The 15,037-nt window shown below is 35.9% G+C and carries 11 protein-coding genes; 9 read left to right on the top strand and 2 right to left on the bottom strand.

Annotated features, from left to right (window positions below):
- Nucleotides 1-504: 504 nt before the first annotated feature.
- Nucleotides 505-1,038 carry an RNA pyrophosphohydrolase gene (gene rppH / locus V6256_RS05225; protein ID WP_341597019.1) on the top strand — a complete coding sequence of 178 codons (534 nt, stop codon included), beginning with the start codon at nt 505-507 and terminating at the stop codon, nt 1,036-1,038.
- A gap of 35 nt (nt 1,039-1,073) precedes the next feature.
- Nucleotides 1,074-3,341 (top strand): phosphoenolpyruvate--protein phosphotransferase, encoded by a 2,268-nt coding sequence (ptsP, locus tag V6256_RS05230; RefSeq protein ID WP_341597020.1) that lies wholly within the window; start codon nt 1,074-1,076, stop codon nt 3,339-3,341.
- Between the two features lie 75 nt (nt 3,342-3,416).
- Here the strand turns inward: ptsP and sstT are convergent, their stop codons facing one another.
- Nucleotides 3,417-4,649: a serine/threonine transporter SstT gene (gene sstT, locus V6256_RS05235; protein ID WP_341597021.1), complete on the bottom strand. Its 1,233-nt coding sequence runs from the start codon at nt 4,647-4,649 to the stop codon at nt 3,417-3,419.
- Nucleotides 4,650-5,001: 352 nt separating this feature from the next.
- On the opposite strand from sstT, the gene lgt reads away from it, so the two are divergent.
- The 5 genes from lgt (at nt 5,002) to V6256_RS05260 (ending at nt 10,440) form a co-directional block, all read left to right on the top strand.
- A complete protein-coding gene (lgt, locus tag V6256_RS05240) occupies nt 5,002-5,838 on the top strand; it encodes a prolipoprotein diacylglyceryl transferase (protein ID WP_341597022.1) in 837 nt (278 codons plus the stop codon).
- Complete coding sequence (locus V6256_RS05245) at nt 5,838-6,689, top strand: thymidylate synthase (protein ID WP_341597023.1); 852 nt, start codon at nt 5,838-5,840, stop codon at nt 6,687-6,689. The genes lgt and V6256_RS05245 overlap by 1 nt, the downstream gene beginning before the upstream one ends.
- Nucleotides 6,690-6,883: 194 nt before the next feature.
- Nucleotides 6,884-7,591 (top strand): FadR/GntR family transcriptional regulator, encoded by a 708-nt coding sequence (locus tag V6256_RS05250; RefSeq protein ID WP_341597024.1) that lies wholly within the window; start codon nt 6,884-6,886, stop codon nt 7,589-7,591.
- A 233-nt stretch (nt 7,592-7,824) separates the two neighbouring features.
- Nucleotides 7,825-9,690, top strand: coding sequence for a DUF294 nucleotidyltransferase-like domain-containing protein (locus V6256_RS05255; RefSeq protein ID WP_341597025.1), 1,866 nt, complete (start codon nt 7,825-7,827; stop codon nt 9,688-9,690).
- A gap of 24 nt (nt 9,691-9,714) precedes the next feature.
- Entirely contained in the window at nt 9,715-10,440 is a 726-nt protein-coding gene (locus V6256_RS05260) for a 3'-5' exonuclease (RefSeq protein WP_341597026.1), read from the top strand.
- 651 nt (nt 10,441-11,091) lie between these two features.
- Here the strand turns inward: V6256_RS05260 and V6256_RS05265 are convergent.
- A complete protein-coding gene (locus V6256_RS05265) occupies nt 11,092-11,832 on the bottom strand; it encodes an oligogalacturonate-specific porin KdgM family protein (protein ID WP_341597027.1) in 741 nt (246 codons plus the stop codon).
- Nucleotides 11,833-12,634: 802 nt separating this feature from the next.
- On the opposite strand from V6256_RS05265, the gene V6256_RS05270 reads away from it, so the two are divergent.
- Nucleotides 12,635-14,431 (top strand): sodium:solute symporter family transporter, encoded by a 1,797-nt coding sequence (locus tag V6256_RS05270; RefSeq protein ID WP_341597028.1) that lies wholly within the window; start codon nt 12,635-12,637, stop codon nt 14,429-14,431.
- A gap of 220 nt (nt 14,432-14,651) precedes the next feature.
- On the top strand, nt 14,652-14,984 hold the full coding sequence (locus V6256_RS05275) for a hypothetical protein (RefSeq protein ID WP_341597029.1): 333 nt from the start codon (nt 14,652-14,654) through the stop codon (nt 14,982-14,984).
- Nucleotides 14,985-15,037 lie beyond the last annotated feature (53 nt).

Consider the following 15,037-nt stretch of genomic DNA (forward strand, 5'->3'; position numbering starts at 1 on the left):
GAAAAGATCTTAAGATCCTAACATTTATTGTGAATAAAATGATAAATGTTATAAAAATCGATTGAATTTCAAACAAAAACGAAGGGTTTTATAGGTGTCGATTGTTTTTTGAACAGTGAAGATATTCACATTTGATTGTGAATTAAAACTACTGTGCATAATTACAGATCTAGATTTTTTAAATATTTAACTTTTCTTAACTTTATGTTTTTAAATGATTTAATATGTTTTTTATTTGCTAATTAAAGATCTTCTTTATGCTTGTCTTTTCACTTTTAGGCATTTAATTGTAATTGTGCACACAGTTATGCACAGATCTAGTGGATACATTACAACTTAAATTTTGATAAATGTGATCTAAGTACTATCGTTTGCTCTTTTTATAGTTTAGGTGTTTGATGGTTAAGAGTTTCTATGTGAGAATGTAACCATAATTATAATTTCATCCAATCTAGTTTAGTTGTGTATAAATAAGAAAGGATCTTAACCTGATTAAGGTTTTAAATGATTGATGCTGACGGTTACCGTCCTAATGTAGGTATCATCATTTGTAATAAGAATGGACAAGTTTTATGGGCTAAACGCTTCGGTCAACATTCATGGCAGTTTCCACAGGGTGGAATTAAAGAAGGTGAAACGCCTGAAAATGCAATGTATCGCGAGTTATATGAAGAAGTTGGACTAAAACCTGAGCATGTCAAACTGATTGCGAGTAGCCGACAATGGTTACGCTATAGGTTACCTAAGCGTTTAGTACGTTGGGATTCGACGCCGCCAATTTGTATTGGGCAAAAACAGCGTTGGTTTTTATTACAATTGATTGCAAAAGAAGAACAAGTTGAGTTTGATACTTGTGGCCATCCAGAATTTGATGATTGGCGGTGGGTAACTTATTGGTACCCAGTGCGACAAGTTGTCTCGTTTAAACGCGATGTATATAGACGTGCTTTGACTGAGTTATCTCATGCTGCATTTGCACTGATGCATGGCTCAGATAAAAAAAGGCATAAACGACCTCGCCGAGGTTCTTACAAATAATAAATACCTTCTTACCTTACTAATAGGAGCGTTTTATGTTCAGCCAACTTCGTCAAATTGTAGAGCAATTCGGTGAGGCCAGTACACTTTCTGATGCCATGAACTTATTAGTACAACAAACTAAAAGTACAATGATCTTAGATTGTTGTTCTATTTTTGTGACTAATCAAGAAACTAAAAAGCTAACGCTAATGGCTAGCCAAGGCTTAGACAGCCAAGTAGTTGGGGCAACGCATTTTAATTTGGATGAAGGTATTGTTGGCTTGGTTTACCAAAAAGGCGAACCAATCAACCTCGTTAATGTTTCAGAACACCCGCAGTTTAAATATCTCCCTTCTAGTAATGAAGAGCAGTTTAATTCATTTTTAGGTGTGCCTATTATCCATAAACGCCAAGTATTGGGCGTTTTGGTAGCACAGCAACGTACTCCACGTTTATATAATGAGCTTGAAGAATCTTTTTTAGTGACCTTAGCTGTGCACCTTGGGAGTGTGCTAGGCGGGACATTATTGGATCTACCTGATGAAGATAAGTCTGAAAGCCGCTCTTTGCATTTACAAGGTAGTCCGGCAAGTTCTGGTATTTCGATCAATAAAGCACATGTGTTACAGGCTCATTTATTATTAAGTGATGTGGGTATTGAGCTAAGTGCTGATCCTGATAGTGAAATGGCTTCCTTTACTAATGCAGTGCAAGCTTGTGCTGATGAGTTTTCTAAGGTGTCTATCACTTTAAAGGAGCAAGTCTCGAAAGATGCATTTATGTTGTTTGATGTATATGGGCATCTTTTACAAGATAAAGCGTTACTGAGTGCAGTAGAAGTTCAAATTCGCCAAGAGAAGCTAACTGCTAAGAGTGCTGTTAAACGTGTTTCTGAGACTTATATAGAACAGTTTGAAAGTATGAGTGACCCTTACTTACGAGAAAGGGCAGTGGAGATTAGGGATGTAGGTCAACGTTTATTATATCACCTCTCTAATCGAGATGATGAGCAGTTGGATTTCCCTGACGAAATCATATTAGTGGCCGAAGAGGTGACTATCTCAATGTTAGCCATGATACCGCCTGATAAATTGAAGGGGATTGTCTCAGTACGTGGTGGATTAAGCTCTCATATTGCTATCTTGTCGCGTACCTTAGGTATTCCAGCTGTATTAGGCGTACCTCTTCGTTTAAAGAATATTGCTCAAAAAAACATAATCATTAATGGTTATGCGGGCACTATTATTATTGAACCTGAAACCTCTTTAATCGCAGAGTATCAAATTCTTTTAGATGAAGAAAATGAGATGAAGGCGCTGGTAGAGCAGGAGGCGAACCAAGCTGCAGTGACTAAAGATGGTTGTGAAGTTGAGCTACTATTAAATACGGGCTTAAACTCAACACCGGATGTATTTTCTGAGCATAATTTCTCAGGCATTGGCTTATATCGTAGTGAGTTACCCTTCATGCTTAGTAATGCATTTCCTACTGAGCAAGAACAGGTTAGCACTTATAAATCATTATTTGATCAATACCAAAACTTACCTGTCACTATGCGTACCTTGGACATTGGTGGTGATAAGCAATTAAGTTACTTTCCTATCACAGAAGAAAATCCATTCTTAGGCTGGCGTGGTATTCGTTTAACATTGGATCACCCTGAAATCTTCTTAATCCAAATTCGTGCCATGTTACGAGCGAGTATTGAAACGCAAAATTTACGGATCATGCTACCGATGGTGGGATCAGTAGGTGAAGTTGAAGAGTCTAAACGGTTAATCGAGCAAGCTTGGAAAGAGGTTTGTTGGGAGCAAGCGTTATCAGAAGAGCAATTTCCTTTGCCGGATATTGGTGTGATGATCGAAGTTCCATCTTCAATTTTTATTATCGATCAACTTGCACCGCTGGTGGACTTTTTATCCATTGGTACCAATGATTTAACTCAATATTTATTGGCTGTGGATCGTAATAATAGCCGTGTTGCTGATTTATTTGATAGTTACCACCCTGCAGTGTTACAGGCGATGCGTTTGATTTTAGAGCAGAGTAAAAAGAATAATATAGAAGTGAGCATTTGTGGTGAGCTAGCAGGTGACCCAATTGGTTTATTGATGTTATTAGGATTGGGTTATCGTAAATTAAGTATGAATGCCTTTAATATTAATAAGGTTAAATACTTACTCAATAAAATTACTATTTCGGAACTTGAAGCTTGTACTGAAGTGGCTTTAAAAGGCCATGATGGCGCGTTTATTAAACAGACGTTTATTAATTATCTTGATCAAAAAGATTTAGGTGGCTTTGTTCGAGCTGGTAAATAATAGAACTATTTTAATGTTTACTACAAAATAAAAAACCGATCATATGATCGGTTTTTTTGTTTTTATAAAAGAATATTAGCGTTTATTTGCTAGCTCTTTTGCTTCTTCAGCGCGACAAGCTGCAGTTGTAAATATTACGTCTGTAGAGCTGTTTAATGCAGTTTCAGCAGAATCTTGAACGACACCAATGATGAAACCTATTGCCACAACTTGCATCGCCACTTCATTTGGCACACCAAATAGGCTACAAGCTAATGGGATAAGCAGTAATGAACCACCTGCCACACCAGAAGCACCACATGCAGATACAGCAGCAACAACACTTAACAAGATAGCAGTTAAAATATCAAACTCGATACCTAACGTATGTACAGCCGCTAACGTTAATATTGTAATGGTAATCGCTGCGCCAGCCATGTTGATAGTTGCCCCTAGCGGGATAGAAACAGAGTAAGTATCTTTATGTAAGTTTAATTTCTCACACAGTGCCATGTTAACCGGAATATTAGCTGCAGAACTACGTGTAAAGAAGGCTGTTACGCCTGATTCACGTAGACATTGTAAAATAAGTGGGTAAGGGTTTGAGCCTAGTTTAATGTAAACAATAATAGGGTTAACAATTAAGGCAATGAATAACATTGAACCTATTAATACTGCTAATAAGTGAGAGTAACCAATTAGTGAATCAAAACCTGTTTGTGCAAAGGTTGTCGCCACTAAGCCAAAAATACCGATAGGTGCTAAACGAATAACCAGTTGTACAATCTTCGATACACCATTTGATAGATCTTGTAATAACTTTTTAGTTGATTCATTACCATGTTGTAATGCTAAGCCTAAGCCAACAGCCCACGCTAAAATACCAATAAAGTTACCTGTTAATAGAGCATTAACTGGATTATCAACAATTTTAAATAACAAGGTATTTAATACTTCTAAAATACCTTCTGGTGGAGTGGTGGTGACATTGCTGGTGATTAAAACTAGGTCAGTAGGAAAAACATAACTAAATAAAACGGCAGTGATTGATGCTAACAAGGTACCGAGTAAGTATAAATGAATAACAGGTTTAAGATTAGTATGTGTCCCTTTTTCTTGGTTAGCGATAGATGACGCAACTAAGATAAATACTAGGATAGGAGCAACGGCTTTTAATGCGCTAACGAAGAAGCTACCAAGAAAAGACACTGAAGTGGCTGTGCTTGGTGAAAAAGTCGCTAGGCAAACACCTGCAATAATACCGACAACAATTTGTAATACTAAGCTACCGCTCATCATACGTTGAATAAGAGTGGGGTTTGAATTCATTGAATATTCCTACTTTATTATTTTTATGCATTAATAAACATACTTATTGATGCCATGATTAATCATTTAACGCTTTGTTTCGGGAAAACGCCGTGACTGTAAAACTACAGCTGATTGTAGTGATTCATCTGTTATTGAAATTAATACAGATCATAATTTGGCGCAGAAAATAGCATAAATAGCAGGAAATTAATTCGCTAATTGCTATTTTTTGCCATTTAATAAAAAGTAATAAGTAAGTTAAGCATTTATTGGGGTCAATTATTTTTCATTTGAGAGAGAAAACAATGATGATTTTTCCATTAAAATTACGATATGATACCGCCACTAAATTTATCAACTAGAGCAAATTATGTCCTCATCTCATTATGTATTACCCCAGATCGATCCAATTGCTATTAGTCTTGGTCCACTTGATATCCGTTGGTACGGATTAATGTATCTTGTCGGTTTTGCCTTTGCTTTCTGGATGGCCAATCGTGTTTGTGATAAATCCAATGGCGTATGGACTCGCGAGCAAGCTAGTGATCTATTATTTGCTGGTTTTATGGGCGTTATTTTAGGTGGCCGAATCGGTTATGTATTGTTTTATCAGTTCCCAACCTTTATCGACAATCCTATGTATTTATTTAGAATTTGGGAAGGCGGCATGTCATTCCATGGCGGTGTATTAGGGGTTGTGACAGCGATTATTATTTACGCTAAACGCCACCAACGCTCGATTTTATCGGTAGGTGATTTTATTGTGCCACTATTGCCAGTTGGCTTAGGTGCGGGGCGCATTGGTAACTTCATTAATTCAGAACTGTGGGGGCGTGTAACAGACTCTCCATTCGGTGTTGTATTCTATAATGCAGGGCCATTACCACGCCATCCTTCGCAACTATATGAATTTGCGTTAGAAGGCGTTGCACTGTTTATTATTTTATTATTATTTATCCGCAAGCCTAAACCGGCTGGTTCAGTGGCTGGCTTATTCTTATTAGGTTACGGGACATTCCGCTTTATTATTGAATTTGCTCGTGAGCCGGATGCACAGTTAGGATTATTAACATTCAATATGAGTATGGGACAAATTTTATCACTGCCAATGATTATTATCGGTACTATTTTAATGGTCTATGCATACAAAAATAACCCTGTTTCAGCAGTAAATGAAACCAGTAAAAAAGTAAAAGGTAAAAAATAATGAAACAGTATTTAGCATTATGTCAACGCATTATTGATCAAGGTACTTGGATTGAGAATGAACGTACTGGTAAGCGCTGTTTAACCGTCATCAACGCTGATTTAGAGTACGATGTTGGTAATAACCAATTCCCTATGATCACGACGCGAAAAAGCTTTTATAAATCTGCAATTGCTGAGTTTCTTGGTTATATGCGTGGTTATGATAATGCAGCTGACTTTCGTGCGTTAGGTACTAAAACTTGGGATGCAAATGCTAACTTAAATGAGGCTTGGCTGAATAACCCACATCGTAAAGGTGAGGATGACATGGGCCGTGTTTATGGTGTACAAGGGCGTGCCTGGGCAAAACCTGATGGTACAACATTAGATCAATTAAAAAAGATTGTAGAAAACCTTAAAAATGGCATTGATGATCGTGCTGAGATCTTAACGTTCTATAACCCTGGTGAATTTGGTATGGGTTGTTTGCGTCCATGTATGCACACTCATACTTTCTCATTATTGGGGGATACATTGCACTTAACCAGTTATCAGCGTTCATGTGATGTACCGCTTGGGCTTAATTTTAATCAAGTTCAGGTATTTGCTTTCTTAGCCTTGATGGCACAAATCACCGGTAAAAAAGCAGGTAAGGCGTATCATAAAATTGTTAATGCACATATTTATGAGGACCAATTAGAGTTGATGCAAGAAGTACAACTTAAACGTGAGCCTTTCCCATCACCACAACTTAAAATTAACCCTAAGATCACGTCACTAGAAGATTTAGAGACTTGGGTAACAATGGATGATTTTGAAGTCGTTGGTTATCAATGTCACGACGCGATTAAATATCCTTTCTCTGTCTAACAAAAGTTGTTGATATCTATCTGTAAAGTGGGCTGAAAATAATGAATTATTTTTGCCCATCAGATATTTTTACCGTCAAAAGTCATATAAATGCTTATTTTTTTCCTATATTAGCCCGATACTGAGATCTATCTATATATTATTAATCTGATATTTGTATTACTATTAAGGGACTTTATTACAGGAAGATCCTTATGCCGAATACTTTTGCTGAAATCTCGGGTGTTAAACGTAGCTTGCATGTGCAAGTTGCACGTGAAATAGCGCGAAAAATATTATCAGGCGATGTTGAGCAAAATGAAATCATTCCCGGTGAAATGGTGTTATGTGAACAGTTTAATGTCAGCCGTACTTCTTTAAGAGAAGCAATTAAACTATTAACATCTAAGGGATTATTAGAGTCGAAACCTAAAGTAGGAACACGAGTAACGAGTCGAGAAAATTGGAATTTTTTAGATTCGCAGTTATTAGATTGGTTAACTGACATCGGCGATAATGCACAAGTTTATCAAGATTTTTTATCATTGCGTAATGCATTGGAGCCTGAAGCATCAGCATTAGCAGCCCAAAATGCGACTGTTGAGCAGCGAATGTTATTATCTTCAACGTTCCAAAAAATGGATGAAATATCAAAAGAGTTTGATCTAAAAAGCTGGACTGAAGCCGATCTAGAGTTTCACCGCTTGATTTTTTTATCAACAGGTAATAGTTTTTACCTGCCTTTTGCTAACGTGCTATGTACTATGTTCAAAAGCTTTATCACTCATTCATCAGTGCAAGGCAGTACGTGTATTAATGAACATAGAGCTATTTATTCTGCAATTATGGCGGGTGATGCAGATAAAGCACGACAAGCAAATATAATACTACTCAACAAGAGTAAAAATCGCCTTACCACATAGTTAGAACGAGGTACTACTTTAAAGTACCAATGTTAAGCAGCGATAAACCTCTACTATATCTTTGATTTCTTATAATTTGTGATTTAAAGCACGCTGATATTATTGTATTACAAAATATCTGGCGCTATCATTATTTTTATTGAATATAAAACCGTCGGTTATCATAACCCTTATCCACAACATAAATATTTCTTCGTTATGTCTGTATTAAGAAGTATTTTAAAGGATTAAATATGCCTCAAACATTAATTCCTAACATTCGTGACTTTTTAGCAACCATTGACCCTTTTGATAAATTACCAAGAGAACTGCAACGTAAAATTGCTTGCTGCATTCAGATTACGTATTTAGGGAAAGGCGAGCAAATTCAATTTGGCGGAGAGCATAAATTACGTTACTTATATGTGATTCGTACAGGTTCGATGGAGCAACGTAAACATAATGGTATGTTACGCGCTAAATTAGGGCCTGAAGATCTATTTGGTTTTACTTTTTTAGAAGAACATAAAGAGTCTAAAGAAGATTACAATGCAGTAGCAATTGAAAACACATTGTTATACTTAATTCCCCACTCTGATCTATTAAACCTTTTAGAGGAATACCCTGATTTCGCAGAACATTTCGCAAGTAGTGTACAAGTCCGTCTACATTCAGCTTTAGATGTTGTTTGGTCGGACAGTGAAAAAGGTATCTTTGTAAAAAAAGTATCTGATGTGGCGAGTGATAAAATTGTTGTTGCTGACTCTAGTACGCCAATTAGAAAGGTCGCTGAACAGATTATGGCGGTTTGTTCGCCTACCGCTGTACTCACAGAAAATGGTGAAATAGTCGGGTTAATAACCGACCGAGATATGACCAAGCGGGTTATTGTTGCAGGGTTAGATTACAACCGACCTGTTAAAGAAATTATGACCCCTAAACCATTCACCGTTGGACCTAATGACTTGGTATTAAAAGCGTCTTCGATAATGATGCAAAATAATATACGTAGTTTACCAGTGGTCGAAGGGAATAAAGTGCTTGGTGTATTAACAACTACGCATTTAGTGCGTAATAATAGAATACAGGCTGTATTTTTAATTGAAAAAATTAAATACGCTAATACACTTGATGATCTTGTTAAATTAACACCTGAACGACAAGCTATTTTTGAAGCATTAGTAGAAGGGAAAGTGAGTGGCGATATCATTGGTCATGTAATGACGATGATCATGGACGCTTATAATCGCCGCTTACTAGTAATCGCTGAAGAGAAATTTGGCAAACCGCCTTGTGATTATGCTTGGATTGTTGCTGGCTCTCATGCGCGTAATGAAGTACATATGCTATCAGATCAAGATAATGCGATTATTTTAGCGAATGAAGCGACAGCAGCAGATAAGGTTTATTTTAAAGGTTTGGCAATGTGGGTGTGCAATGCCTTGGATGCCTGTGCTTATCCATTATGCACAGGAAAATTCATGGCTGTGAACCCTAAGTGGTGTATGACATTAAGAGCTTGGAAAGCTTCTTATAGTAAATGGGTGGCTAACCCTGAGTATGAAGGGCTACTGAATGCAACGGTATTTTTAGAAACACGTTGGTTGCATGGTAATGAATCCTTTAATAAAGAATTACAAGAACATCTCTTTTCGAGGATTAAAGAATCACATGTTTTCTTATCTTCAATGGTGCGAGATTCGATTTCGACAAACCCACCGCTAGGTATTTTCAATTCACTAGTACTGGAAAAGAGTGGAGAGAACTCTAAAACCTTAAATATTAAAAAATTTGCTATTAACTTATTAGTGGATTTAGCACGAATTTATGGCTTATTTTCAGGTTCGGAAAAAGCGGAAACAATGGCCAGATTTACACATTCTTATGAGGATGGTGTGTTAAGTGAAGATATGCTTAAAAATATACAGGGCTCTTTCCAATTTTTGACTCAGGTGAGGTTAACGCATCAATTAACAGCGCTTAAAGAGGGACGAGTACCCGATAATAATATTGAGCCAAATTCTTTTGGTAGCTTTGAAAGAAAGCATCTAAAAGATGCATTTAGAATCATTGCAGACCTGCAAGATTATACAAAATTGAAGTTTGATCAGAGTAACTAAGTCTCTAAATAAAGAAGGGAATTTATGAAAGCTATCTTCAACTACTTTCATCCATTAAATAAATTAAAACGTGAGCGAGAAAAGTACTTAGCTGAGCATAAACTACCCGATAATATAAAAGCACTGTTAAGTGCGCCTTTACCTGATTTGGAAAGTAATGTTTATTCGCTTGATTACTTATCTGTCGACTTTGAAACATCTGGTTTTAGCCCTGAAACGGACTCTTTACTAAGTGTTGGTTATTTACCTATTATTAACCAGCAGTTATTACTGAGTAAGGCGGTGGAGACTTTTATTAGTTCAGGTGAAAAGATCAAGGCTGAAACAGCTATTATCAATCACATTGTTCCTGAAATGCTTGAGCAGGGGAAACATTGGTCTGTGGTAATGGATAAATTTTTAGCAGCTGCAGTAGGAAAAGTGATTATTGTACATGGCAGTGTGATAGAAAAGCGTTTTTTAAATCATTACATGAAAAAGCGCTATAACCTACCACCGTTACCCTTGTTGTGGGTAGACACATTAAAGCTTGAAAAATCTTTGCTTATGTATAAAAACAATTCAGAGACGCAGGACTTTCGTTTAGGCTCTATACGAGAGCGCCATAATTTACCTGAATATGCAGCGCATGGGGCACTAGTCGATTCATTATCTGCAGGAGAGCTATTTCTAGCATTATTAAAGATATGTTTTGAAGGCACTGATGGTTGCGTTAAACATATGAAATTTGACTTCTCTAGAGCGATTTAAGTAAAAATAAGTATTCACAGGCTGTCGCATTGAAGGGGCAGCTTGTTATTAAAGGTATTTTTGCACGTTATCTTATCTGCTGGCCCAACCTTATCCGCTCAATTTAAACTAACTAAAACCCAGTATCTAATCTAGATTAAAGCTTTACCTTGAACACGTTAGGCTAAATCAATATTTTATACCAATCACACTAATTAACTGATCTATTTTACTTGTTAAAATAACTTATTTCTGCGTTGTAATTTTTGCAAATAGAACAACTATTTAACTCAAATTACGCCTTGAACTCAGTCATTTTTCCTGCGCAAAATTTAGATCACTTATTTAATATAATTGGTATTACTGGTAATTTTTGTTATCAAGAGTCAGATGCTAAAGCCGTTTATTTAGCTTTTTATCTTAAGGGGCGTGTACTTTCAATAATGCATTGAATCTGGTTATTCATTAATATTATCTTTTAAAAGAGTCACTCTTTGAAAAATATGTGATTTTAATAAGACATAGAAGAAACGATCTTTATCTAATAAGTAGTTAATATATTGGCGTTAGCTTACTGATTTTATTAATAATTATCTGGTAAGTGCAAAGGGGAATTATGAAAAAAGGTTGCTCATAGCCATAAGCAACCTTTGGACTCAAATTATTATTATTTTAGAAATTGTATTTCACACCAATACGGAATTTAGCTTGTCTTTTACTTGTGCTTGAACCTTCATCGCTGCTCCATAGTTCACCATATGGACGCCAGTCACCTAATTGGTAACCTACTTTAATACCAGCATCATATTCCCAATCTTTATTATCAAACTGTTTTACGTGGTTCCATGATTTAACATAGTTTGCTTCATAGTTTAGTTTAAGGTTTGGTAAGCTTTTTACTTTGTAAGCACCAGTTAATGTAACCTTAGACTTTTGAGGACGGTTAACTTTTTCACCTGTTTCTGCGTTTGTATCACCATCTGTTGGATCTGAGTAGTTTGCAAACTCATGGCGGTAACGTAAAGCCGTTTGTAATCCAAATGATGAGTTGTAAACAACACGGATTTGCGGTTTAAATGTTCTTTTACGATCTGTTAGAGAGATTGGCATACCTGGTTTGATTTGCCATTGGCCCATTTTGTAAGTAAGACCTAAGTCTAATTCTGTTTCTGTAAGTTCTGTATCATTAAGCGTTTGTGTTCTATCAAAGCTAGCAAACTTCATTTCTAAACCAACATTAGCTTTTAAGTTTTCAACACTATCAATATTGAATCCTGAGCCTAATTTTACTCGGCTAGCTTCATCATGTGTATCGTTCTTCCACTCATGACGAAAATCAAGTGATGCAGCAAAAGCTGTGCTTGATAAGACACTGGTGGCAACAGCAAGAATTAGTTTGTTTTGTAATTTCATGATTAATCTTCCATTTTGATTTAATTATAATAGCTTGATTTTTAGTTTGCTTGTTACAATGCTCGATCTTGCAACATTCTATTTTGTAAATAACAAAGGCTATCTGTTTTTTACAAATTCAGAATAAGACTTTATATTCTGCAGTAAATTTCTTTGGTATTTCATAATACAAATAGAATACCTAAAAATAGCCTCATTATTCTGTGATTTCGCTCTAACTTTTTTTGCTAAGTCATTTGCTATATTATTGACCAGTTAGTTAATTTATTTTAAATCAATGACTTAACTTTAATAAAAGACACTTTATTATGAATTTTTATATAGGTTTGTTGATGTGTGTAACACTTTGTTGAACTTGTTGTGGGAGGTGTCATTTATTTTGATTTCTTCTGTTGTTTTTATTTAATTGATATGGCATGCCTCATTTTTTTACTTTTAACAGCTGATTTATCTGTCTTTATTAGTTTTTCATTTGTTTTTCTATTTATTCGAAATAAAGCCTGTTCTTTACTTATTGAGCTAATTGTCCTTTAAGTATACTTAACTACTTAAAGGGGGCTCTGCTGTTTGCTTGTTATAATACCCAAGCCCTATTTATAGGCTTTAACTGTGGGTTTTAAGAAAAATAAATCATGAAAATGTGGTGTTTTTTTGTTATCTAAGCGTTACATTTATGTTGCGTTTTTTACCCTAAAACTAATTTAATATGATTCTAATCACATACTTTTATTATTGTAATACAAATAATGCTAATGCTGGTATACAGTAGCGCCATTATTAATAACAATTAAAGGGTCTTGATATGGATTATAATCTATTAGTGGTAGGGGTTTATTTCCTATTTCTTATCGCCATTGGCTGGATGTTTAGAACATTCACAAGTAACACAAGTGATTATTTTCGTGGGGGCGGTAACATGCTCTGGTGGATGGTTGGTTCTACAGCCTTCATGACACAATTTAGTGCCTGGACATTCTCTGGTGCGGCCGGTAAAGCATTTAATGATGGTTTCCCTGTTGCTATTATCTTTATGGCAAATGCGTTCGGTTACTTCATGAACTTTGCATATTTTGCTCCTAAATTCCGTCAACTACGTGTTGTAACAGTAATCCAAGCGGTTCGTCAGCGTTTTGGTTCGAAAAATGAACAAGTATTTACTTGGACGAGCATGCCAACCAGTGTTATTAATGCGGGTATTTGGTTAAATGCATTAGCTATTATCACTTCTGGTTTATTCAACATTGATATCGAATATACTATTTGGGCAACAGGCCTAGTTGTATTAGCTATGTCGGTAACGGGTGGTTCATGGGCCGTTATTGCATCTGACTTTATGCAGATGGTTATCATTATGGCTGTAACCATTACTTGTGCGATTGTTGCACTTGATTTAGGTGGTGGCATTTCTAATATCATCGATGGATTTGAAAATACACGTGAAGTGTCTTTCATTGTTGGTACAGAGATTAACTACTTAAGTATCTTTGCTATTTGGTCATTCTTTATTTTTGTTAAGCAATTCAGCATTACTAATAACATGCTTAACTCTTACCGTTACCTTGCGGCTAAAGACTCTAAAAATGCGCGTAAAGCTGCACTACTAGCTTGTGTATTAATGACAATTGGTCCACTAATTTGGTTCCTTCCTAGCTGGTTCTTAGCATCTACAGGTGTTGATCTTGCATCAATTTACCCAGAAGCAGGTAAAAAAGCGGGTGATTATGCATACCTATACTTTGTAAATGAATACATGCCTGCAGGTATGGTTGGCTTACTTATTTCTGCGATGTTTGCTGCTACGATGTCTTCAATGGACTCTGGCTTAAACCGTAACTCAGGTATTTTTGTTAAGAACTTCTACCAAGTTGTAATTAATCCTAAAGCATCAGAGAAGCAATTAGTAACATGTTCTAAACTGACTTCTACAGCCTTTGGTTTAATTATTATCGGTGTTGCTCTATTCATTAACTCGTTAAAAGGTATGAGCTTATTCGATGTTATGATGAGTGTTGGTGCTTTAATTAGTTTCCCAATGACCATTCCTACATTCTTAGGTTTCTTCATTCGTAAGACACCGGACTGGGCTGGTTGGGCTACGCTTGCTGTAGGTGGTTTTGTTTCGTACTTCATTGGTATTTACCTTACAAAAGGTCAATTTGAAGGTTGGTTTGGTTTAAATGAATTAACTGGTCGTGAATGGAAAGACTTAACAGTAGGACTTGGTCTAATTGGTCATATCGTGATTACTGGTGGTTTCTTCATCTTAACTATGTTGTTCTACAAACCATTATCAGAAGCGCGTGAAAAAGATGTAAGTACATTCTTTAACAACATTGCTACACCTTTACATAATACGTCTGCTGCTCAAGCAAACCTTGATAACAAACAACGTAAAATGTTAGGTCTGTTAATTGCCGCTGCTGGTATAATGATCATGGCGATGTTCTTCTTACCAAACCCATTCTCTCAAAGTTTAATCTTTGTATTATGTGGTGGTATCGTAACAGCCATTGGTTTATTACTGGTTAAAGCAATCAGTGCAGTAAGTAATGATGGTGACGATGACGAAGATAAAGATAGACTTCCTGAAATGAACTAATTTAGTTTGAAGTTTACTTTCATCAATTAATAATAAGCGGTTAGTTTTACTAACCGCTTTTTTTTTGCTTAAAAAAGACAACTCAGAAAATAATTATTTGAATAAAGCCTAGTCATTGATTATGTTTTTAGCTTAGCTATGTATACTGATACTTGAATTTGATTCAGTATTGAATACCTAAATCAGAAAATTTAATCGATTCCTTATCAAGAAGAATATTATGAATAAATCTAAACTCACACCTTACCGTTTACCCGTTGCCATTTTTGTATTTTTTATTATTTATACATTATTTGCACATACTTTCTTGTCTGCTATTCCTAAGCTTACTAGTGAGCTTATCCATCATTATTACGGTGCTTTTGATGTGTTAAAAGAAACGGAACAAGTGGCAATTATGTATGCCATTTTATCGGGCGTATTTGCTTACTTTTTTTGGGGGAAGTTAATGAAAATTGAGGCGAGTGAAAACCGTAAGACTTTACTAAAAGGGATAGGTGGCGTTGTGTTAATTATCGCAGCTTATGGGTATAGCTTGGTTCAACAAGCCTAACTTTTATTAGCGAAATGGATCACGCTATTAAAGCGTAGAGCTAATAAAGCCCC

Origin of the sequence: Psychromonas aquatilis (assembly GCF_038155185.1) — a bacterium.
GTDB lineage: Bacteria > Pseudomonadota > Gammaproteobacteria > Enterobacterales > Psychromonadaceae > Psychromonas > Psychromonas aquatilis.

Excerpts from the sequence above, each read along its gene's own strand:
- lgt (WP_341597022.1), top strand. The coding sequence starts at position 5,002 with ATGTCCTCATCTCATTATGTATTACCCCAGATCGATCCAATTGCTATT.
- V6256_RS05260 (WP_341597026.1), top strand. The coding sequence starts at position 9,715 with ATGAAAGCTATCTTCAACTACTTTCATCCATTAAATAAATTAAAACGT.
- ptsP (WP_341597020.1), top strand. The coding sequence starts at position 1,074 with ATGTTCAGCCAACTTCGTCAAATTGTAGAGCAATTCGGTGAGGCCAGT.
- V6256_RS05275 (WP_341597029.1), top strand. The coding sequence starts at position 14,652 with ATGAATAAATCTAAACTCACACCTTACCGTTTACCCGTTGCCATTTTT.
- V6256_RS05255 (WP_341597025.1), top strand. The coding sequence starts at position 7,825 with ATGCCTCAAACATTAATTCCTAACATTCGTGACTTTTTAGCAACCATT.
- V6256_RS05270 (WP_341597028.1), top strand. The coding sequence starts at position 12,635 with ATGGATTATAATCTATTAGTGGTAGGGGTTTATTTCCTATTTCTTATC.
- rppH (WP_341597019.1), top strand. The coding sequence starts at position 505 with ATGATTGATGCTGACGGTTACCGTCCTAATGTAGGTATCATCATTTGT.
- sstT (WP_341597021.1), bottom strand. The coding sequence starts at position 4,649 with ATGAATTCAAACCCCACTCTTATTCAACGTATGATGAGCGGTAGCTTA.
- V6256_RS05265 (WP_341597027.1), bottom strand. The coding sequence starts at position 11,832 with ATGAAATTACAAAACAAACTAATTCTTGCTGTTGCCACCAGTGTCTTA.
- V6256_RS05245 (WP_341597023.1), top strand. The coding sequence starts at position 5,838 with ATGAAACAGTATTTAGCATTATGTCAACGCATTATTGATCAAGGTACT.
- V6256_RS05250 (WP_341597024.1), top strand. The coding sequence starts at position 6,884 with ATGCCGAATACTTTTGCTGAAATCTCGGGTGTTAAACGTAGCTTGCAT.